At 71.5% G+C, this 21,833-nt stretch carries 16 protein-coding genes and 2 pseudogenes; all 18 read right to left on the bottom strand.

All coding sequences use genetic code 11. The features are described from left to right. Positions 1–34 precede the first annotated feature (34 nt). On the bottom strand, positions 35–385 hold the full coding sequence (locus tag OG618_RS22015; RefSeq protein ID WP_329489250.1) for a hypothetical protein: 351 nt from the start codon (positions 383–385) through the stop codon (positions 35–37). Positions 386–529: 144 nt separating this feature from the next. Continuing rightward, positions 530–1,582: a 2-oxoacid:ferredoxin oxidoreductase subunit beta gene (locus OG618_RS22010; RefSeq protein WP_329489249.1), complete on the bottom strand. Its 1,053-nt coding sequence runs from the start codon at positions 1,580–1,582 to the stop codon at positions 530–532. 98 nt (positions 1,583–1,680) lie between these two features. Next, positions 1,681–3,705 (bottom strand): annotated as a pseudogene (locus tag OG618_RS22005) (2-oxoacid:acceptor oxidoreductase subunit alpha); the annotation flags it as partial. Positions 3,706–3,961: 256 nt separating this feature from the next. Further along, positions 3,962–4,624: a response regulator transcription factor gene (locus OG618_RS22000; RefSeq protein WP_329489248.1), complete on the bottom strand. Its 663-nt coding sequence runs from the start codon at positions 4,622–4,624 to the stop codon at positions 3,962–3,964. 201 nt (positions 4,625–4,825) lie between these two features. Beyond that, positions 4,826–5,836, bottom strand: a complete 1,011-nt coding sequence (locus OG618_RS21995; RefSeq protein ID WP_329489247.1) for a polyprenyl synthetase family protein — start codon at positions 5,834–5,836, stop codon at positions 4,826–4,828. Between the two features lie 264 nt (positions 5,837–6,100). Next, positions 6,101–7,738: an NADH-quinone oxidoreductase subunit NuoN gene (gene nuoN / locus OG618_RS21990; RefSeq protein WP_329489246.1), complete on the bottom strand. Its 1,638-nt coding sequence runs from the start codon at positions 7,736–7,738 to the stop codon at positions 6,101–6,103. After that, entirely contained in the window at positions 7,735–9,363 is a 1,629-nt protein-coding gene (locus OG618_RS21985) for an NADH-quinone oxidoreductase subunit M (RefSeq protein WP_329489245.1), read from the bottom strand. Before OG618_RS21985 ends, nuoN begins: the two co-directional genes overlap by 4 nt. Positions 9,364–9,400: 37 nt before the next feature. Next, on the bottom strand, positions 9,401–11,314 hold the full coding sequence (gene nuoL / locus OG618_RS21980; RefSeq protein ID WP_329489244.1) for an NADH-quinone oxidoreductase subunit L: 1,914 nt from the start codon (positions 11,312–11,314) through the stop codon (positions 9,401–9,403). 14 nt (positions 11,315–11,328) lie between these two features. Beyond that, entirely contained in the window at positions 11,329–11,628 is a 300-nt protein-coding gene (gene nuoK, locus OG618_RS21975) for an NADH-quinone oxidoreductase subunit NuoK (RefSeq protein WP_209412994.1), read from the bottom strand. Further along, on the bottom strand, positions 11,625–12,548 hold the full coding sequence (locus OG618_RS21970; protein WP_442906843.1) for an NADH-quinone oxidoreductase subunit J: 924 nt from the start codon (positions 12,546–12,548) through the stop codon (positions 11,625–11,627). Before OG618_RS21970 ends, nuoK begins: the two co-directional genes overlap by 4 nt. Beyond that, positions 12,545–13,138, bottom strand: a complete 594-nt coding sequence (nuoI, locus tag OG618_RS21965; protein ID WP_329489242.1) for an NADH-quinone oxidoreductase subunit NuoI — start codon at positions 13,136–13,138, stop codon at positions 12,545–12,547. The genes OG618_RS21970 and nuoI overlap by 4 nt, the downstream gene beginning before the upstream one ends. Before the next feature lie 5 nt (positions 13,139–13,143). Then, entirely contained in the window at positions 13,144–14,487 is a 1,344-nt protein-coding gene (nuoH, locus tag OG618_RS21960; protein WP_329489241.1) for an NADH-quinone oxidoreductase subunit NuoH, read from the bottom strand. A gap of 149 nt (positions 14,488–14,636) precedes the next feature. Further along, a pseudogene (locus OG618_RS21955) lies at positions 14,637–17,093 on the bottom strand (NADH-quinone oxidoreductase subunit G); the annotation flags it as partial. After that, entirely contained in the window at positions 17,090–18,451 is a 1,362-nt protein-coding gene (gene nuoF, locus OG618_RS21950) for an NADH-quinone oxidoreductase subunit NuoF (RefSeq protein ID WP_329489239.1), read from the bottom strand. The pseudogene OG618_RS21955 and the gene nuoF, both read right to left, overlap by 4 nt. Beyond that, the gene (gene nuoE / locus OG618_RS21945; RefSeq protein ID WP_329489238.1) at positions 18,451–19,191 is read right to left on the bottom strand and encodes an NADH-quinone oxidoreductase subunit NuoE; all 741 of its coding nucleotides are present in this window, start codon (positions 19,189–19,191) and stop codon (positions 18,451–18,453) included. Before nuoE ends, nuoF begins: the two co-directional genes overlap by 1 nt. Then, positions 19,188–20,543, bottom strand: coding sequence for an NADH-quinone oxidoreductase subunit D (locus OG618_RS21940; RefSeq protein ID WP_329489237.1), 1,356 nt, complete (start codon positions 20,541–20,543; stop codon positions 19,188–19,190). Before OG618_RS21940 ends, nuoE begins: the two co-directional genes overlap by 4 nt. Further along, positions 20,543–21,262, bottom strand: a complete 720-nt coding sequence (locus tag OG618_RS21935; protein ID WP_329489236.1) for an NADH-quinone oxidoreductase subunit C — start codon at positions 21,260–21,262, stop codon at positions 20,543–20,545. Before OG618_RS21935 ends, OG618_RS21940 begins: the two co-directional genes overlap by 1 nt. Further along, the gene (locus OG618_RS21930) at positions 21,259–21,813 is read right to left on the bottom strand and encodes a NuoB/complex I 20 kDa subunit family protein (protein WP_329489235.1); all 555 of its coding nucleotides are present in this window, start codon (positions 21,811–21,813) and stop codon (positions 21,259–21,261) included. Before OG618_RS21930 ends, OG618_RS21935 begins: the two co-directional genes overlap by 4 nt. Positions 21,814–21,833: the final 20 nt, after the last annotated feature.

Raw genomic sequence — 21,833 nt, 5'->3', positions numbered from 1 at the left:
CCCCGACCGACCGGACGCTCACGAACCCGGGTGCTCACGGGCGGCGGACGCTCACACCGCCGAGCAGGCCCCAGGCCCCCACGTGCACGGTCGGACCGCCGAGTTCAGTACGGCCGTCGTCGCGGACGCCGCCGAGGCGCAGACCGCTGACCACGACGCGCACGTTCGGGCGGACCCTCAGCCTCACCCCGCCGATCAGGCTCAGCTTGGTGATCCGGAGCTCGGCGCCGTCGGGGATCTCCACATCCGTCAGGTCGATGTCCGCACCGCCGATCAGCGAGGCGGTCACGGTGCGGCGGTGGACCTCCCGGCCCGCCAGCCGGGTGCCACCGATGATGCTCACGTGGACGTCGGTCCTGGTGTCAACGAGCTTCGTGTTCGTCATGGCAAGAACGGTAGGACCGGGCGGGCGTCGGCCCGCAGTGCCCAGGGGCAGCTCTTCGGGATGACACCTGTCATATCGACCCGACGGTGGCCCCCGGCGGGAGGGATCGCTCCCGCCGGGGCGCCGCCGTCCGCCCGGCGGCGGTCAGTCGACCGTCCAGGTGTCGCTGCCGGCCAGCAGACCGGCCAGGTCGCCGGTGCCGCGCTGCGCCACGGCGGTGGTCAGCTGGGCGGCCATCAGCTCGTCGTAGACCGGCCGGCGGACGCTGCGCAGGACACCGATCGGGGTGTGGTGCAGGGTGTCGGCGTCGGCGATCCGGGAGAGCGCGAACGCCGCCGCGGAGCCTGCGGCGTGGGCGTCGTGGACCACCACCGAGGCCTCGTTGTCGGCCGTGACAGTGTCGACGTACAGCTCGCCGTCGGCGTCCCGGAAGACGCCCTGCGCCCCGTCGGCGCCGAAGCGGATCGGCTGGCCGTGCTCCAGGCGGATCAGGGCCTCGTCCCGGGTGCCGGACTCCTTCAGGATCTCGAAGGCGCCGTCGTTGAAGATGTTGCAGTTCTGGTAGATCTCCACCAGCGCGGTGCCCTCGTGCTCCGCCGCCGCCCGCAGCACGGACTGGAGGTGCTGGCGGTCGGAGTCGATGGTCCGGGCGACGAAGGTGGCCTCCGCGCCGATGGCCAGCGAGAGCGGGTTGAAGGGCGCGTCCAGTGAGCCCATCGGCGTGGACTTGGTGATCTTGCCGACCTCGCTGGTCGGCGAGTACTGGCCCTTGGTGAGGCCGTAGATCCGGTTGTTGAACAACAGGATCTTCAGATTGACGTTCCGCCGTAGCGCGTGGATCAGATGGTTGCCGCCGATCGAGAGGGCGTCGCCGTCACCCGTCACCACCCAGACGCTCAGGTCCTGCCGGGAGGAGGCCAGCCCGGTGGCGATGGCCGGTGCGCGCCCGTGGATCGAGTGCACCCCATAGGTATTCATGTAGTACGGGAAACGGGAGGAGCACCCGATGCCGGAGACGAAGACGGTGTTCTCCCGCTTGATCCCCAGCTCCGGCATGAAGGCCTGCACCGCTGCCAGGATCGCGTAGTCCCCGCAGCCGGGACACCAACGGACCTCCTGGTCGGTCTTGAACTCCTTGGCGGTCTGGGGCCCTTCGGCCTTCGGCACCAGCTTCAAGGAGGGGAACTTCTCGCTCATCGGTTGTCCTCCTCGTTCGCCGAAGCAGCACCCGAAGCAGCAGCCGAAGCGGCACCCGAAGCAGCACCCGAGGCAGCACCCGCCTCGTCCAGGCTGCCGATCGCCGCCCACAGCACGTCCGCCAACTGGGCCGCCTTGAACGGCAGTCCACGCACCTGGTTGTAGGACTGCGCGTCCACCAGGTACTTGGCCCGCAGCAGCAGCGCCAGCTGCCCGAGGTTCATCTCGGGAACGATGACCTTGTCGTAACTCTTCAGCACCGCACCGAGATTGGCCGGAAACGGATTGAGGTTGCGCAGGTGCGCCTGGGCGACCTGCCCCCCGTCGGCCCGGACCCGGCGGACGGCCGCGGTGATCGGCCCGTACGTCGACCCCCAGCCGAGGACCAGGACCCGTGCCTCGCCGCCGGGGTCGTCGACCTCCAGCGCCGGCACCGCGATGCCGTCCACCTTCGCCTGGCGGGTGCGGACCATGAAGTCGTGGTTGGCGGGGTCGTAGGAGATGTTCCCCGTGCCGTCCTGCTTCTCGATCCCGCCGATCCGGTGCTCCAGGCCCGGCGTGCCGGGCACCGCCCAGGGGCGGGCCAGCGTCTGCGGGTCACGTTGGTAGGGCCAGAACGCGCCGTCCTCGCGGTTCGGGCCGGTCGCGAAGTCCGGGGTGATCTCGGGCAGTTCGCCGACCTCGGGGATCCGCCAGGGTTCGGACCCGTTGGCCAGGTAGCCGTCCGACAGCAGGAACACCGGGGTGCGGTAGGTGACGGCGATCCGGGCCGCCTCCAGGGCCGCGTCGAAGCACTCGGCCGGGGTCGCCGGGGCGACGATCGGCACCGGCGCCTCGCCGTTGCGGCCGAACATCGCCTGCAGCAGGTCCGCCTGCTCGGTCTTGGTCGGCAGGCCGGTGGACGGACCGCCGCGCTGGATGTCGACCACCAGCAGGGGCAGTTCGAGCGAGACGGCCAGGCCGATGGTCTCGCTCTTCAGGGCGACGCCCGGGCCGGAGGTGGTGGTCACGCCCAGCGCGCCGCCGAACGAGGCACCGAGCGCCGCGCCGATGCCGGCGATCTCGTCCTCCGCCTGGAAGGTCCGCACGTCGAAGTTCTTGTGTCTGCTCAGCTCGTGCAGGATGTCCGAGGCCGGGGTGATCGGGTACGAGCCGAGGTAGAGCGGCAGCCCGGAGCGCTCGGAGGCGGCGATCAGTCCGTACGACAGGGCCAGGTTGCCGGAGATGTTGCGGTAGCGGCCCGGTGGCAGCTTGGCCGGCGGCACCTCGTACGAGACGGCGAAGGACTCCGTGGTCTCCCCGAAGTTCCAGCCCGCCCGGAAGGCGCTGATGTTGGCCTCGGCGATGAGCGGCTTCTTGGCGAACTTGGTACGCAGGAAGGACTCGGTGCCGTGGGTGGGCCGGTGGTACATCCAGGAGAGCAGGCCCAGCGCGAACATGTTCTTGGCGCGCTCGGCGTCCTTGCGGGTCAGCCCGCTGTCCTTGAGCGCCTCCAGGGTCAGCGTGGTCAGCGGCACCTTGTGCAGGTGGTAGGCCTCCAGCGAGCCGTCCCCCAGCGGGTCGGCCGGGTAGCCGACCTTGGCCAGGGCGCGCTTGGTGAACTCGTCGGTGTTGACGATGATCTCCGCGCCGCGCGGCAGGTCCGGCACGTTGGCCTTCAGGGCGGCCGGGTTCATCGCCACCAGGACGTTGGGCGCGTCCCCCGGGGTCAGGATGTCGTGGTCGGCGAAGTGGAGCTGGAAGGACGAGACCCCCGGGAGCGTGCCGGCGGGGGCCCGGATCTCGGCCGGGAAGTTGGGCAGGGTGGAGAGGTCGTTGCCGAAGGACGCCGTCTCCGAGGTGAAGCGGTCACCGGTGAGCTGCATGCCGTCGCCGGAGTCCCCGGCGAAGCGGATGATCACCCGGTCCAATCTGCGGATCGGCTTGGCTCGCCTGGGCTGCGGACCGGCCGGCACGGCGGGGCCGGAGCGGCCCTCACCGGGCCCGGAACGGCCCTCGTCGCCGTCCGGACCGTCCACCGCTTCTGACTGATCGACCTGACTGGTCACTGCCGCGGACCTCCTCGTGGGCACCAGCCGCGGGCGTGAGCCGTGTGCCCCGTCCGCCTGGTGCACCTCTCGCATCCTATGCGGGTAAGGATTGCCTTGGACGGAACTACCCGATGCGGCGGGAAATCACCGCCGGATGTCACGGAAACACGGTAGGTGACCGGCCGGACACCGGCGGGAACGCCCCTGCTCGGGCGCCCGGACGGGTTCCGTGCGCCCCGCCCCCGCGTGTCGCGGACAGGGACGCGAACGCGGGCCGGAGGCCGTCCGGCGGGCCGGAGACCGCCCGCGCCCCGCCGTCACCTCCGCCGTCGGCCCACGGGCGACCCCGCTACGAGTTCAGGTAGGTGAGCACAGCGAGCACCCGCCGGTGGTCCTCGGAGCTCTGGGCCAGGCCCAGCTTGAGGAAGATGTTGCTGACGTGCTTCTCCACCGCGCCGTCCGAGACCACCAGCTGCTTGGCCACCGCCGCGTTGGTCCGGCCCTCCGCCATCAACCCGAGCACCTCGCGCTCGCGCGGGGTCAGCCCGGCCAGGACGTCGCCCTTGCGGCTGCGGCTGAGCAGCTGCTGGACGACCTCGGGGTCCAGCGCGGTGCCGCCCCCGGCCACCCGCACCACGGCGTCGACGAACTCGCGGACCTCGGCCACCCGGTCCTTCAGCAGGTACCCGACGCCCCGGGTGGAGCCGGCCAGCAGCTCGGAGGCGTAGCGCTCCTCGACGTACTGCGACAGCACCAGGACACCCACCTCGGGGTAGAGGCCGCGCAGCGTGACGCAGGCGCGCACCCCCTCGTCGGTGTGGGTCGGGGGCATCCGGACGTCGGCGACCACCACATCGGGCAGGGCGCCGGCGCCGGCCAGGTCGTGGACGGCCTTCAGCAGCGCCTCGCCGTCGCCGACCCCCGCCACGACCTCCAGACCGCGGTCGGTCAGCAGCCTGGTCAGGCCCTCCCGAAGCAGGACGGAGTCCTCGGCGATGACGACGCGAAGCATGGTGGCCTTCCGGTTGGCGGCGCTGCGGACGGTGCTGACGAGGTCAGTCTTCCCTATCCGCGGACGCCCCGGTCCGCCGGGCGGAGAATCCCGCCGGCCGCGGTCGCCGACCGCCGGGCGGGTGCGCCCGGCCGGTCGGAGCAGGGCCCGGACGGCCGGTCACCTCCGGTGCACGACCGGGCACATGCGGCGGGCCGCCGGTCACATGGTGCGGATGGCCACCGCGTCGCACAGGCCCTGGAGGGCCGCCTTGGCCGCGCTGTCGGGCAGCGGGTCGAGCAGCGCGCGGGCCTCCTCCGCGTGCCGCAGGGTCTCCCGGCGCGCGCGCTCCAGTGCCGGGTGGCGGCGCAGCAGGCGCAGCGCCTCGGCGTGCAGGTCGTCGTCGGCGAGGTCGCTCTCGACCAGCTCGCGCAGCCGCAGGTCGGCCGGGTCGGACTCGTCGACCGGCATCTGCCGGAGCAGCAGCGTGGGGAGCGTCGGCACGCCCTCGCGCAGGTCGGTGCCGGGGGTCTTGCCGGACTCGTGGCCGTCGCTGGCGATGTCGAGCACGTCGTCGGCCAGCTGGAAGGCGATGCCGATCCGCTCGCCGTACGCGCTGAGGATGTCGGTCACCCACGGCTCGGCGCCGGCCATCAGCGCGCCGATCCGGCAGGAGACGGCGATCAGCGAGCCGGTCTTGCCGGCCAGCACGGCGAGGTAGTGGTCGAGCGGGTCGTCCTCCGGGCGGGGGCCGGCGGTCTCCAGGATCTGACCGGTGACCAGCCGTTCGAACGCGTCGGCCTGCAGCCGGACGGCCTCCGGGCCGAGGTCGGCGAGCACCTGGGAGGCACGGGAGAACAGGAAGTCGCCGGTGAGGATGGCGACCGAGTTGTCCCAGCGCGAGTTGGCGCTGGGGGCGCCGCGGCGCACGGGGGCCTCGTCCATGACGTCGTCGTGGTAGAGCGTCGCGAGGTGGGTCAGCTCGACCACCACGGCGGCCGGGACCACGCCCGGGGCGTTGGCGTCGCCGAACTGCGCGGCGAGCATCACCAGCAGCGGGCGGAAGCGCTTGCCGCCGGCCTCCATCAGATGGCTGGCGGTGACAGTGATGAACGGGACGTCGCTCTTCACGGCCTCGGTGAGCGCGACCTCCACCGCGTCCATCCCGGACTGGACATCGCGGGTCAGATCGCGGTCCTGCACGTTGAGCCCAAAGGGTCCCACGACGGTCACGAAGACCACTCCTCTGTCCCTGGTCGATCTAGCGGCCTGGTCCCTGAGTGCCGCCGCTGGCCATACAGGCAGGGTATCCGGTCGCGAGTGGATCACTGCACGGGCGTGCGGATCCTGTCATGATCGGGCCGGACCCGCTGGTGGGAGCCGGTCCGGAGACGACACGTCCGGGCCGCGCGGACGAGTGCGCGGCCCGGACGGTGGGGCGCGGCCGGAGCGGTTCCGGCCGGTGGAGCGGGTCCGGGCGGCGCCCGGACGGCGGGCTCAGCGGACGAAGAGCGAGGCCTTCGACGCCAGGTCCAGGAAGTACTGCGGCAGCACCCCGAGGCCGATGGTGACCACCACGCCGATGCCGATCGCGGTCGCCGTGAAGGCGCTCGGGATGGCCACGGTGGGGCCGCCGGGCTGCGGGTCCGAGAAGAACATCAGCACGATGACCCGGATGTAGAAGAACGCGGCCACCGCCGAGCTGAGCACACCCACGATCACCAGCGGGGTCGCCCCGCCGGCCGCCGCGGCCTGGAAGACCGCGAACTTCCCGGTGAAGCCCGAGGTGAGCGGGATGCCCGCGAAGGCCAGCAGGAAGAGCGCGAAGACCGCCGCGACCAGTGGGGACCGCCGGCCGAGCCCCGCCCAGCTGGACAGGTGGGTGGCCTCGCCCTTGGAGTCGCGCACCAGGGTGACCACGGCGAAGGCGCCGAGGGTCACGAAGGAGTACGCCAGCAGGTAGAACAGCACCGAGCCGAGGCCCTGCTTGTTGGTGGCGATCACGCCGGTGAGGATGAACCCGGCGTGCGCGACGGAGGAGTAGGCGAGGAGCCGCTTCACGTCCTGCTGGGTGACGGCCAGGATCGCGCCGACCACCATGGTCAGGATGGCCACGCCCCACATCACCGGCCGCCAGTCCAGCCGCAGGCCGGGGAAGGCGACGTAGAAGAGCCGGAGCATGGCCCCGAAGGCGGCCACCTTGGTCGCCGCCGCCATGAACCCGGTGACCGGGGTCGGGGCGCCCTGGTAGACGTCCGGGGTCCAGGAGTGGAAGGGCACCGCGCCGACCTTGAAGAGCAGGCCGACCGCGAGCATCGCCAGGCCGATCAGGAGCAGGGCGTCGTTCTGCGTGGTGGAGAGCAGCGCCGGGGTGGCCAGGGCCTTGCCGGAGATGACGTCCGAGATCTCGCCGAGCCGGACGCTGCCCGCGTACCCGTACAGCAGGGCGGTGCCGAACAGGAAGAACGCCGAGGCGAAGGCGCCGAGCAGGAAGTACTTGACCGCCGCCTCCTGGGAGAGCAGCCGGCGGCGGCGGGCCAGCGCGCAGAGCAGGTAGAGCGGGAGGGAGAAGACCTCCAGCGCCACGAACATGGTCAGCAGGTCGTTGGCGGCGGGGAACAGCAGCATGCCGCCGACCGCGAACATGGTGAGCGGGAAGACCTCGCTGGTGGCGAAGCCGGCCCGGACGGCGGCGCGCTCCTGCTCGCCGCCGGGCGTGGCGGAGGCCTGCGCGGCGAACGCGTCGGCCGGCTCGCCGCCGGCCTTGGGCTCCAGCTTCCGCTCCGCGTAGGTGAGCACGGCGACCACGGAGGCCAGCAGGATCACGCCCTGCAGGAACAGCGCGGGGCCGTCCAGGGCGACCGAGCCCATGGCGAGCAGGTCGACCTTGGTGGAGCCGTAGCCCTGGGCGGCGAGCACCACCACGGCGGTGAACGCCCCGGCCAGGCCGAGCAGGGCCACCGAGACCTGGGCCCAGTGCCGGTACCGGCGGGGCAGGAAGGCCTCCAGCAGGATGCCGAGCACGGCGGCGCCGAACACCACCAGCATCGGGGAGAGCTGGCCGTACTCGACGTGCGGGGCCGGGATGCTCGACGTGTTGCCGCCCGCGGCGGCGAGCCAACCGGTGGTGCTCACTTGTGCTCACCTCCTGAGGTGGCGGCGACCGGGTGGGCCGGCGCCGGGTCGGTCTCGTGGACCTGCGAGAGCGTCGCGTCCACCGACGGGTTGACGATGTCGGTGAGCGGCTTCGGGTAGACGCCGAGCAGGATGGTCAGGGCCACCAGCGGGGCGACGACCGCGAGTTCGCGCGCCTTGAGGTCGTGCATGCCGCGCACGCCCTCCTTGACCGGTCCGGTCATGGTGCGCTGGTAGAGCAGCAGCGCGTAGAGCGCGGCGAGCACGATGCCGAAGGTGGCGACGATGCCGATCGCCGGGTACCGGGTGAACGTGCCGACCAGGACCAGGAACTCGCTGACGAAGGGTGCCAGCCCGGGCAGCGACAGCGTGGCCAGGCCACCGATCAGGAACGTCCCGGCGAGCACCGGGGCGACCTTCTGCACGCCGCCGTAGTCGGCGATCAGGCGCGAGCCGCGGCGGGAGATCAGGAAGCCGGCCACCAGCATCCACGCGGCGGTGGAGATGCCGTGGTTGACCATGTAGAGGGTGGCGCCGCTCTGGCCCTGGCTGGTCAGCGCGAAGATGCCCATGATGATGAAGCCGAAGTGCGAGATCGAGGCGTACGCGACCAGCCGCTTGATGTCCTTCTGGCCGATGGCCAGCAGCGCGCCGTAGATGATCCCGATCACCGAGAGGACCAGGATCGCCGGGGCGAAGGTCTTCGAGGCGTCCGGGAAGAGCCCGAGGCAGAAGCGGAGCATCGCGAAGGTGCCGACCTTGTCGACCACCGCGGTGATCAGCACGGCCGTGCCGGCGGTGGACTCGCCCATCGCGTTGGGCAGCCAGGTGTGCAGCGGCCAGAGCGGGGCCTTCACGGCGAAGGCGAAGAAGAAGCCGAGGAACAGCGCCTTCTCGGCGGTGCCGCTGAGGACCAGCTTGCCGTCGGCGATCGCCGAGGTCAGCGTCCGGAGGTCGAAGGTGCCGAACCCCTGGTCCTGCGCGATCACGTACAGCCCGATCACGGCGGCCAGCATGACCAGGCCGCCGAGCAGGTTGTACAGCAGGAACTTCACCGCGGCGTAGGACCGTTGGCGGGCCGACTCGGGGCCGCCCGCCTTGTCGCCGAAGCCGCCGATGAGGAAGTACATCGGGATCAGCATGGCTTCGAAGAACACGTAGAAGAGGAAGACGTCGGTGGCGTAGAAGGAGACGATCACCATCGCCTCGACGGCCAGGATCAGGGCGAAGTAGCCCTGGGTGCGGCGCCGGTTCTCGAAGCTGCCGTCCGGCGCGGGGGCCGGTTCGGCGGGCGGGTCGGCGTCGTGCCAGGAGGCGAGCATCACGATCGGCACCAGGACGGCCGTGAGCAGGGCCAGCACGGCGCCGATGCCGTCCACGCCGAGCGAGAAGGTGATGCCGAAGGAGCGGATCCAGCTGTAGGACTCGGTCAGCTGGTAGCGGGCCCCGTCGGGGTCGAACCGGGCCGCCGCGGTGGCCGCCAGGGCCAGCGTGACGGCCGAGACGCCGAGGGCGACGAGCTTGGTGATCCGCCGCCGGGGCCCGGTCGTCCCGGCGGGCAGCGCGGCGGTGAGCACCGCGCCGGCCGCCGGGACGGCGCAGGTGGCGGTCAGCAGGGCACTCATGCCGCGCCTCCCCGAAGGTCTGTGTAATCCCTGTCCATCAGACGGACCTCATCAGGAGAGTCGTGGCGACCAGCACCAGCGTGCCGCCGAACATGGAGAGTGCGTAGGTGCGGACGTAGCCGTTCTGGATCCGCCGCAGCCGGCCGGAGATCCCGCCGATGGTGGCGGCCAGGCCGTTGACGAAGCCGTCCAGACCGCGGCTGTCGAAGTAGACCAGCGCCGCGGCGAGCGCGGACCCGGGGCGCACCAGGACGGCGTGGTTGAAGTCGTCCTGGAGGAGGTCCCGGCGGGCCGCCCGGGTGAGCGGGGAGCCGACCGGCGGCACCACGGGGACGGTGGAGCGGCCGTACATCAGGTACGACAGCGCGACACCGGCCAGCATGCAGACCATGGTGAGCAGGGTGACCACCAGCGGGCTGAGCGGGGAGTCCCCCTCGGAGTGCCCGGTGACCGGCTCCAGCCAGGTGACGAAGGAACTGTTCAGGGCGAACAGTCCGCCGGCGAAGACCGAGCCGAACGCGAGCACGATCATCGGGATGGTCATGGTCCTGGGCGACTCGTGCGGGTGCGGGTCGTTGCCGTCCGCGTCCGGCTGCCAGCGCTTCTCGCCGAAGAAGGTCAGGATCATCACCCGGGTCATGTAGAACGCGGTGATCGCGGCGCCGACCAAGGTGCAGAGGCCGAGGATCCAGCCCTCCGTGCCGCCCTTGGCGAAGGCCGCTTCGATGATCTTGTCCTTGGAGAAGAAGCCGGACAGGCCGGGGAACCCGATGATGGCCAGGTAGCCGAGGCCGAAGGTGGCGAAGGTGATCGGCATGTACTTGCGCAGGCCGCCGTAGTGCCGCATGTTCACCTCGTCGTTCATGCCGTGCATGACCGACCCGGCGCCGAGGAAGAGCCCGGCCTTGAAGAAGCCGTGGGTCACCAGGTGCATGATCGCGAAGGCGTAGCCGATCGGGCCGAGGCCCGCCGCCAGGATCATGTAGCCGATCTGCGACATCGTCGAGCCGGCCAGCGCCTTCTTGATGTCGTCCTTGGCGCAACCGACGATCGCCCCGAACAGCAGGGTGACCGCGCCGACCACCACCACGGCGGTCTGGGCGTCCGGCGCCAGGTTGAAGATGGCACCGGAGCGGGTGATCAGGTAGACGCCGGCGGTCACCATGGTGGCCGCGTGGATCAGGGCCGAGACCGGGGTCGGGCCCTCCATGGCGTCTCCGAGCCAGGACTGCAGCGGGACCTGGGCGGACTTGCCGCAGGCCGCCAGCAGCAGCATCAGCCCGATGGCGGTCAGCTTGCCCTCACTGGCCTGGCCGGCCGCACCGGCCGCGCCCTCGGTGCCGAGGATCGGGCCGAAGGCGAAGGAGCCGAACTCCACGAACATCAGCATGATCGCGATGGAGAGGCCCATGTCGCCGACCCGGTTGACGATGAACGCCTTCTTGGCGGCCGTCGCGGCGCTCGGCTTGTGCTGCCAGAAGCCGATCAGCAGGTACGAGGCGAGCCCGACGCCCTCCCAGCCGACGTACAGCAGCAGGTAGTTGTCGGCGAGCACCAGCAGCAGCATGGCCGCCAGGAAGAGGTTCAGGTACGCGAAGAAGCGGCGCCGGCGCTCGTCGTGCGCCATGTACCCCACCGAGTAGAGGTGGATCAGCGTGCCCACACCGGTGATCAGCAGGACGAAGGTGATCGAGAGCTGGTCGAGTTGGAACGCGACGTCGGCCTGGAACCCGTTGACCGGGATCCAGCTGAACAGGTGCTCGGTGATCGAGCGGTCCTCGGCCTCGCGGCCCAGCAGCTCCGAGAACAGCGCGAGCCCGAAGCCGAACGAGAGCGCGGCCAGAGCGGTGGCCAGCCAGTGACCGAACCGGTCGAAGCGGCGGCCACCGAGGAGCAGCAGGGCGGCGCCGGCCAGCGGCGCTGCCACCAGCAGCGGAATGAGAGAGTTCACCGAAGGCCCTCCGCCTACAGCTTCATCAGGTTGCTGTCATCGACCGAAGCCGAGTGCCTGGTCCGGAAGATGGACACGATGATGGCGAGACCGACCACTACTTCGGCCGCCGCGACCACCATGGTGAAGAACGCGATGATCTGGCCGTCCAGGTTGCCGTGCAGCCGGGAGAACGTGACCAGGGCCAGGTTCGAGGCGTTGAGCATCAGCTCCACGCACATGAACAGCACGATCGCGTTCCGCCGGATGAGCACGCCGGAGGCGCCGATGGTGAACAACAGGGCGGAGAGATAGAGGTAGTTGACCGGATTCACTCCGCGCCCTCCTCGTCGTGGCCGGCCGACGCCGGCCGGTCGTGCGGGACCGGCTCCAGCTCCTTGCGCGGGCCGGCGACCGGCGGGCGCTCGGACGACGGGCGGCCCAGCCAGTCGGCGGTGGTGTTCTCCAGCTCGGCCATCCGCCGCAGCATCTCCTGGCTGACGTCGCGGATCTGGCCGCGGTCGCGCAGGGTCCCCATCACCGAGTCCTCGGCGACGGTGCCGTCCGGCAACAGGCCCGGGACGTCGACCGCGTTGTGCCGGGCGTAGACGCCCGGCGCGGGCAGCGGCGGCAGCTGGATGTTGTCCTTGACCCGCTGGGCGGCCAGCTCGCGCTGGGTCTTCGGGGCCGTCACGTGCTCGCGGTGGGTCAGCACCATGGCGCCGATCGCGGCGGTGATCAGCAGCGCGCCGGTGACCTCGAAGGCCCAGACGTACTTGGTGAAGATCAGCCGGGCCAGGCCCTGGACGTTGCCCTCGGCGTTGGCCTCGGTGAGGCCGGTGAAGGTGTCCAGCCTGGCGTTGGCGATGCCGGCCACCAGCAGCACGCCGAACCCGAGCCCGCACAGGACGGCGGCGAACCGCTGGCCCTTCAGCTGCTCCTTCAGCGAGTCCGCGCTGGTGACACCGACCAGCATCACCACGAACAGGAAGAGCATCATGATCGCGCCGGTGTAGACGACGATCTGTACCACGCCCAGGAAGACCGCGCCCTGGGCCATGTAACAGACCGCCAGGGCGAGCATGGTGGCGGCCAGGCAGAGCGCGCTGTGCACGGCCTTCTTCATCAGCAGCATGCCGAGCGCGCCGCCGACGGCGATCACCGCGAGCACCCAGAACTGGACGGCCTCACCGGTGGAGGCCGTCCCGGTGGCGGCGAGGGCCGCGCCGTGCCCGGCGAGGTTCAGGGCGGTCACTGCTGGGCCTCCTTGTCCCGGTCGGTGCTCTCCTGCTGGACCGTCCCGGGCGCCGCCGCAGTGATCTCGCCCCGGTAGTAGGCGCCTTCGTCGGCGCCCGGGAAGATCGAGTGCGGGCTGTCGACCATGCCTTCGGAGAGGCCGACCAGCAGCTGGTCCTTGGTGAAGATGAGGTCCTGGCGCGAGGAGTCCGCGAGTTCGTACTCATTGGTCATGGTGAGCGCGCGGGTCGGGCAGGCCTCGATGCAGAGGCCGCAGAGGATGCAGCGGGCGTAGTTGATCTGGTAGACCGCCCCGTACCGCTCACCCGGCGAGTAGCGCTCGTCCTCGCGGTTGTCGGCGCCCTCCACGTAGATCGCGTCGGCCGGGCAGGCCCAGGCGCAGAGCTCGCAGCCGACGCACTTCTCCAGGCCGTCCGGGTGCCGGTTCAGCTGGTGGCGGCCGTGGAAACGCGGAGCGGTGGGCTTCTTCTGCTCCGGGTACTGCTCGGTGAGCCGCTTCTTGAACATGGCCTTGAAGGTCACGCCGAAGCCGGCGGCCGGCCCGAGGACGGACGGCTTGTCGGTCCTGTCGTTCTGGTCGGACGACATCGCGGTCAGCTCCCTTCGGAATGGTCGGACCCGTTGAGGGCGTCCTGGAGTTGCTTCGGGGCGCGGCTGGGCCGGCGCGGGACCGGCGGGAGCTGCTGGCCGGGCAGCGGGGGCACCGGGTAGCCGCCGGCCATCGGGTCGAACTCGCCGCCGGGCGGCGCGCCCTCGGCCTCCGGGCCGGCCGGTTCGGGCCCCTTCTTCAGGGTGTCCCGGAGCAGGGCCAGCAGCAGGACGGCGCCGGCCGGCGCACCGACGTACAGCACCACCTCGCCGAAGTCGTAGCCCTCGTTGCGCAGCGCCCGGACGCTGGCCACCATGACCAGCCAGACCAGCGAGACCGGGATCAGGACCTTCCAGCCGAGCTTCATGAACTGGTCGTAGCGAAGCCGGGGCAGCGTGCCGCGCAGCCAGATGAAGAAGAAGAGCAGCAGCTGGATCTTCAGCGTGATCCAGAGCATCGGCCACCAGCCGTGGTTGGCCCCCTCCCAGAAGGTGGAGACCGGCCAGGGCGCCCGCCAGCCGCCCAGGAAGAGCGTGGAGGCGACGGCCGAGACGGTGACCATGTTGACGTACTCGGCCAGCATGAACATCGCGAACTTCAGCGAGGAGTACTCGGTGTTGAAGCCGCCGACCAGCTCGCCCTCGGCCTCCGGGAGGTCGAACGGCGCCCGGTTGGTCTCGCCGACCATGGCGATGATGTAGACGATGAAGGAGACAGGCAGCAGCACCGCGAACCAGGTCGGCTGCTGCGAGGAGACGATCTCCGAGGTGGACATCGACCCCGAGTAGATGAACACCGCCGCGAAGGACAGGCCCATCGCGATCTCGTAGCTGATCATCTGCGCCGAGGAGCGCAGCCCGCCGAGCAGCGGGTAGGTCGAGCCGGAGGACCAGCCGGCCAGCACGATGCCGTAGATCCCCACCGAGGCGGTGGCCAGGATGTACAGCAGCGCCACCGGGAAGTCCGTCAGCTGCAGCGGGGTGCGGGTGCCGAAGACCGACACCTCGTCGCCGGCCGGGCCGAAGGGGATCACCGCGAAGGCCATGAACGCGGGGATGGCGCAGACGATCGGGGCCAGGATGTAGACCACCTTGTCGGCGCCCTTGACCACCAGGTCTTCCTTGAGCGCCAGCTTCACGCCGTCGGCGAGCGACTGCAGCATGCCCCAGGGGCCGTGCCGGTTGGGGCCGATGCGCAGCTGCATCCAGGCCACCACCTTGCGCTCCCAGACGATCGCGATCAGCACCGTGCCGACCAGGAACGCGAAGCAGAAGACGGCCTTGAGCAGGACCAGCCACCAGGGGTCGCGGCCGAAGAAGCCCAGGGTCTCGTACGCGGCGAGGTTCATCGGTGCTCCCCCTCGGCGGTCGGGGCGGTCGGGGCGGTGGTCGGGGTGCCGGCCGTCGCCGCGCCGGTGGTCGCCGGGGGCTCCGCACCGGCGTCGGCACCGGCGTCCGGGGTGGCGTCCGCGGTGGCGACGGCGATCGTGTCGGCCGCGATCGTGACCAGGTGGCCCACGGCGGTGCCCAGGGCGCGGTGGGCGCCGCCCGGGGTGGAGTTGAGCGGGATCCAGACCGTCCGGTCCGGGATGTCCTTGGTGATCTCCAGCGGCAGGGTGAGCGACCCGGCCGGGCCGGTCAGCCGCAGGGCCGGGCGCAGCGCCGCGGCGGGCACCCCGGTGGCGCCGACCTCCTCGGCGGTGGCCGGTGAGATCCGGGCGACCGCCGGGTGCCGGGTGCCGGCCAGGTGCGGGTCGCCCTGCTGGAGCGAGCCGTTGTCCAGCAGCTGGCGCCAGCCGGCGAGCACCGCCTGGCCGGTGGCCGGCCGGGGCAGCAGTCCGGGGTGCGCGGCGGGGGCGGCCGGGTGGTCGCCGGTCCACGGCTCGAAGCGGTCCAGCTCCAGCCGGGCGGCCCGGACGTCGGGCAGGCCAAGCCGGTGGCCCAGCGCGTCCGCCAGCATGTTCAGCACCCGCAGGTCCGGGTACAGGTGCCGGCCCATCTGCTGGTCGGGCTTGAGCGCGGCCTCGAACATCCGCACCCGGCCCTCCCAGTCCAGGAAGGTCCCGGCCTTCTCGGCCACCGCGGCGACCGGCAGGACGACGTCGGCCACGGCGGTGACGGCGGACGGGCGCAGCTCCAGCGAGACCACGAACCGCGCGGTGGCCAGCGCCTCCTCGGCGAGCACCGGGTCCGGCAGGTCGTCCGGGTCGACGCCGCCGACCAGCAGCGCGTCCAGGTCGCCGTGGGCTGCGGCCGCGAGGATCTGGTCGGTGTCCCGGCCGAGCCGGGCGGGGAGTTCGGCCACGCCCCAGGCGGCGGCGGCCTCGGCCCGGGCGGCCGGGGCGGCGACCGGGCGGCCGCCGGGCAGCAGCCCGGGCAGCGCGCCGGCCTCGACGGCGCCGCGTTCGCCGGCCCGGCGCGGGATCCAGGCGAGCCGGGCGCCGGTGGCGTGCGCGAGGCGCAGCGCGGCGGTCAGCGCGCCGGGGGCGGCGGCCAGCCGCTCGCCGGCCAGGATGACGGCGCCGGGGGTGCGGAGCAGTTCGGCGGCGCGGCCCGCGTCGTCGTTCAGCGGCTCGTCGGCGGCGAGGGCGCCGAGCCACTCGGCCTCGGTGCCGGGGGCGGCCGGCAGCAGGGCGCCGCGCAGCTTGCCCAGGCCCCGGGAGCCGTAGGCGGCGATCGAGAACACCTTGAGGCCGGTGGCCCGGGTGGCCTTGCGCAGCCGCAGGAAGACGATCGGCGACTCCTCCTCGGGCTCGAAGCCCGCGAGCAGCACCGCCGGGGCGGCCTCCAGTTGCTCGTAGTCGACGCCGCCCGGGCCGAGGTCGGTGCCCCGGCCGGCGACGGCGGCGGCCAGGAAGTCCGCCTCCTCACCGCTGTGCGGGCGGGCCCGGAAGTCCACGTCGTTGGTGCCGAGCACCACCCGGGCGAACTTGGCGTAGGCGTAGGCGTCCTCGACGGTGACCCGGCCGCCGGTGAGCACTCCGGCGCGGGCGCCGCGCAGCCCCTCGGCGGCCCGGGCCAGCGCCTCCGGCCAGGAGGCGGCGACGAGTTCACCCGTCGCCGGGTCGCGGACCAGCGGGGTGGCGAGCCGGTCGCGCTGCTGCGCGTAGCGGAAGGCGAACCGGCCCTTGTCGCAGTTCCACTCCTCGTTGACCGCCGGGTCCTCGCCGGCGAGGCGCCGCAGCACCTTGCCGCGCCGGTGGTCGGTGCGCTGTGCGCAGCCGGAGGAGCAGTGCTCGCAGACGCTCGGCGAGGAGACCAGGTCGAACGGGCGCGAGCGGAAACGATAAGCCGCCGAGGTGAGCGCGCCGACCGGGCAGATCTGGATGGTGTTGCCGGAGAAGTACGACTCGAAGTCGTCCCCCGCGCCGGTGCCGACCTGCTGGAGGGCGCCGCGTTCGACCAGGTCGATGAAGGGGTCCCCGGCGATCTGCTGCGAGAAGCGGGTGCAGCGGGCGCAGAGCACGCAGCGTTCGCGGTCCAGCAGCACCTGGGTGCTGATCGGCACCGGCTTCTGGTACGTCCGCTTCATCCCCTCGAAGCGGGAGTCGGTGTCCCCGGTGGACATCGCCTGGTTCTGCAGCGGGCACTCGCCGCCCTTGTCGCAGACCGGGCAGTCCAGCGGGTGGTTGATCAGCAGCAGTTCCATCACGCCGCGCTGGGCCTTCTCGGCGACCGGCGAGCTGACCTGCGTGCGGACCACCATGCCCTCGGCGACCGGGATGGTGCAGGAGGCGACGGGCTTGCGCTGCCCCTCGATCTCGACGATGCACTGCCGGCAGGCGCCGGCCGGGTCGAGCAGCGGGTGGTCGCAGAAGCGCGGGATCTGGGTGCCGATCTGCTCGGCCGCCCGGATCACCAACGTCCCCTTGGGGACCTGCACTTCGATGCCGTCGATGGTGAGCGTGACCAGGTCGACCGCGGCCTTGGAGGTGGCTGGTTCTGTGATCGTCACGCGTGCACCTCCCTTTCGGTGGCGGACTGGTGGCCGGGGCGGGGGCCGTCGGCCCAGACGGTGGAGGCGGCCGGGTCGAACGGGCAGCGGCGCTCGGCCAGGTGCTGCTCGTACTCGGCCCGGAAGTGCTGGAGCGAGGAGACGATCGGGCTGGCCGCGCCGTCCCCCAGCGCGCAGAAGGACTTGCCGTTGATGTTGTCGGCGATGTCGAGCAGCTTCTCCAGGTCGCCGTCGACGCCCTCGCCGGCCTCGATCCGCTTGAGCAGCTGGACGAGCCAGTACGTCCCCTCGCGGCAGGGCGTGCACTTTCCGCAGGACTCGTGGGCGTAGAACTCCGTCCAGCGGGTGACGGCCCGGACCACGCAGGTGGTCTCGTCGAAGACCTGGAGGGCCTTGGTGCCGAGCATCGAGCCGGCCGCGCCGACGCCCTCGTAGTCGAGCGGGACGTCGAGGTGCTCGTCGGTGAACATCGGGGTGGAGGAGCCGCCCGGGGTCCAGAACTTCAGCCGGTGCCCGGTCCGGACGCCGCCGCTGATCTCCAGCAGCTGGCGCAGCGTGACGCCGAGCGGGGCCTCGTACTGGCCGGGGTTGGTGACGTGGCCGGAGAGCGAGTAGAGCGTGAAGCCGGGGGACTTCTCGGTGCCCAGGCTCTTGAACCACTCCTTGCCGCGGGCCAGGATCGGCGGCACCGAGGCGATCGACTCGACGTTGTTGACCACCGTCGGGCAGGCGTAGAGGCCGGCGATCGCCGGGAACGGCGGGCGCAGCCGGGGCTGGCCGCGGCGCCCCTCCAGCGAGTCCAGCAGGGCCGTCTCCTCGCCGCAGATGTAGGCGCCGGCGCCGGCGTGCACGGTGATGTCGAGGTCGGTGCCGGAGCCCAGGATGTTCTTGCCGAGCAGCCCGGCCCCGTACGCCTCGGCGACCGCGGCCTGGAGCCGGCGCAGCACCGGGACGACCTCGCCGCGCAGGTAGATGAACGCGTGGTCGCAGCGGATCGCGTAGGAGGCGATGATCATGCCCTCGATCAGCGCGTGCGGGTTGGCGAACAGCAGCGGGATGTCCTTGCAGGTGCCCGGCTCGGACTCGTCCGCGTTGACCACCAGGTAGTGCGGCTTGCCGTCGTTCTGCGGGATGAACTGCCACTTCATGCCGGTGGGGAAGCCGGCGCCGCCGCGACCGCGCAGCCCGGAGTCCTTGACCAGCGCGATCACGTCGTCCGGGGGCATCGCGAGGGCGGCCTTCAGCCCCTCGTACCCCGCGTGGCGGCGGTAGGTGGCGAGCGTCCAGGGGCGGCTGTCGTCCCAGGACGCGGAGAGCACGGGGGTGAGCAACTTCTCGGCCGGCTCGGCGGAGGTCATCACGCTTCGGTCCCTTCGTGACGGGGCGAGACGACCCGGGTGCCACCGGTCCCGGGCAGGGCCTCGCCCTTGGCGAGGCGCAGGCCGGCCAGCGAGGGCGCGCCGCCGGCACCGGACTCGTCGACGGCGCCGGGGCGCTCGTCGGGGAAGCCGGCCAGGATGCGGGCGGACTCCTTGAAGCTGCAGAGCCGGGCGCCGCGGGTGGGGTGGACCTCCCGGCCGGCCCGCAGGTCGTCGACCAGCCGCCGGGCGCTCTCCGGGGTCTGGTCGTCGAAGAACTCCCAGTTCACCATCACCACGGGGGCGTAGTCGCAGGCGGCGTTGCACTCGATGTGCTCGATCGAGATCTCGCCGTCCTCGGTGGTCTCGTTGTTGCCGACCCCGAGGTGCTGCTGGAGCTCGTCGAAGATCTGGTCGCCGCCGAGCACCGCGCACAGGGTGTTGGTGCAGACCCCGACGTGGTACTTCCCGGCCGGCCGGCGCCGGTACATGGTGTAGAAGGTCGCGACGGCGGTGACCTCGGCGGTGGTGAGGTCCAACTGCTCGGCGCAGAACCGGATGCCGGTCGTGCTGACGAAGCCCTCCTCGGCCTGCACCAGGTGCAGCAGCGGCAGCAGTGCGGACCGGGCCACCGGGTAGCGGCCGATCAGCTCCTCCGCGTCGGCGGCGAGGCGGGCACGCACCTCCTCGGGGTACGGCCTGGCCGGCAGTGCCGGCATCCCCAACTGGACGTCTGTCACCGGTCCACGCCTCCCATCACCGGGTCGATCCCGGCCACCGCGACGATCACGTCGGCGACCTGGCCGCCCTCGCACATCGCCGCCATCGACTGCAGATTGGTGAACGACGGGTCCCGGAAGTGCACCCGGTACGGGCGCGTGCCGCCGTCGCTGACCACGTGCACGCCCAGCTCGCCCTTGGGCGACTCGACCGCCGTGTACGCCTGGCCGGCCGGGACCCGGAAGCCCTCGGTGACCAGCTTGAAGTGGTGGATCAGGGCTTCCATCGAGGTGCCCATGATCTTGCGGATGTGGTCGAGCGAGTTGCCCATGCCGTCCGGGCCGACGGCCAGCTGGGCCGGCCAGGCGATCTTCTTGTCGGCCACCATGACCGGGCCGGGGCGCAGCCGCTCCAGGCACTGCTCGACGATCCGCAGCGACTGGCGCATCTCCTCCAGCCGGATCAGGAACCGGCCGTAGGAGTCGGCGCTGTCGGCGGTCGCGACCTCGAAGTCGTAGTCCTCGTAGCCGCAGTACGGGTCGCTCTTGCGCAGGTCGTTCGGCAGGCCGGTGGCGCGCAGGATCGGGCCGGTGGCGCCGAGGGCCAGGCAGCCGGCCAGGTCGAGGAAGCCGACGTCGACCAGCCGGGCCTTGAACACCGGGTTGCCGGTGGCGAGCTTGTCGTACTCGTGCATCCGCGAGCGGAGGGTCTTCACCGCCTCGTGGATCTGGTCGACGGCGCCGGGCGGGAGGTCCTGGGCGAGGCCGCCGGGACGGACGTACGCGTGGTTCATCCGCAGGCCGGTGACCAGCTCGAAGACGTCCAGGATGAGTTCGCGGTCCCGGAAGCCGTAGATCATCAGCGTGGTGGAGCCGATCTCCATGCCGCCGGTGGCCAGGCAGACCAGGTGCGAGGAGATCCGGTTGAGCTCCATCATCAGGACGCGGATGACGCTGGCCCGGTCCGGGACGTCGTCGGTGATGCCGAGCAGCTTCTCGACCGCGAGGCAGTACGCGGTCTCGTTGAACAGCGGCGTCAGGTAGTCCATCCGGGTCACGAAGGTGGTGCCCTGGACCCAGCTGCGGAACTCCATGTTCTTCTCGATGCCGGTGTGGAGGTAGCCGATGCCGCAGCGGGCCTCCTTCACTGTCTCGCCGTCGATCTCCAGGATCAGCCGCAGCACCCCGTGGGTGGAGGGGTGTTGGGGGCCCATGTTGACGATGATGCGCTCGTCGTCGGCCCGGCCGACGGCTTCGACCACCTCGCCCCAGTCGCCCCCGGTGACGGTGAAGACCCGGCCCTCGGTGGTCTCGCGGGCGCCGGCGTGGGCGGCCTCGCCGGCCGCCGCCTCTTCGTAGTGCCGAGTACTCATCAGCTGTACGACCTCCGCTGGTCGGGTGCCGGGATCTGGGCGCCCTTGTACTCGACGGGGATGCCGCCGAGCGGGTAGTCCTTGCGCTGCGGGTGGCCCAGCCAGTCGTCCGGCATCATGATCCGGGTGAGCGCGGGGTGGCCCTCGAAGACCAGGCCGAAGAAGTCGTAGGCCTCGCGCTCGTGCCAGTCGTTGGTCGGGTAGACGGTGACCACCGACGGGATCCGCGGATCGGCGTCCGGCGCGCTGACCTCCACCCTGATCAGCCGGCCGTGGGTGATCGACCGCAGGTGGTAGACCGCGTGCAGTTCCCGCCCCCGGTCGCCGGGGTGGTGCACGCCGCTCACGCCGAGGCAGAGCTCGAAGCGGAGCGCGGGGTCGTCGCGCAGGATGCGCACCGTCCGCAGCAGGTGTTCGCGGGCGATGTGGAAGGTGAGCTCGGCGCGGTCGACGACGGTCTTCTCGATCACGTCCGCCGGGTCGAGGCCCTGCTCCTCCAGCGCGCCCTCCAGCTCGTCCGCGACCTCGTCGAACCAGCCGCCGTAGGGGCGTTCGCTCGCGGACGGCAGGACGACCGTGGTGTTGAGCCCGCCGAAGCCGGAGGTGTCGCCGCTGCCCTGGGCGCCGAACATGCCCTGGCGCCGGCCGACCACCTCGACGGGGATCTCCCGGCGCGGCTGCTCCGGGTCGCTGCGGGTTCCGGGTACCTGGTCGCTCATCGCAGCTGCCCCCGCATCTCGCTCACCGGGGTGGCCGTGAGGGCCAGTGCCTCGCCCAGCTCCTCGGCCCGGCGCCGGTTCGCGCCCAGCGGCTCGTGCTGGATCTTGTCGTGGAGCTTCAGGATGGCGTCCAGCAGCATCTCCGGGCGGGGCGGACATCCGGGGAGGTAGATGTCCACCGGGACGATGTGGTCGACGCCCTGCACGATCGCGTAGTTGTTGAACATCCCGCCCGAGGAGGCGCAGACCCCCATCGAGATGACCCACTTCGGGTTGGGCATCTGGTCGTACACCTGGCGCAGCACCGGCGCCATCTTCTGGCTCACCCGGCCTGCCACGATCATCAGGTCGGCCTGCCGGGGGGAGCCCCGGAAGACCTCCATCCCGAACCGGGCCAGGTCGTAGCGGCCGGCCCCGGTGGTCATCATCTCGATCGCGCAGCAGGCGAGTCCGAAGGTGGCCGGGAAGAGCGACGCCTTGCGCACCCAGCCCGCGGCCGTCTCCACACTCGTGAGCAGAAAGCCGCTCGGCAGCTTCTCCTCGATTCCCATCAGATCCCTCTCAATGCCCT

Source organism: Kitasatospora sp. NBC_01246 (assembly GCF_036226505.1).
In the GTDB taxonomy this organism is placed as follows: Bacteria; Actinomycetota; Actinomycetes; order Streptomycetales; family Streptomycetaceae; genus Kitasatospora.
Note: the sequence above shows the minus strand (reverse complement) of the source record. Positions and strands in the feature narration are given on the sequence as shown.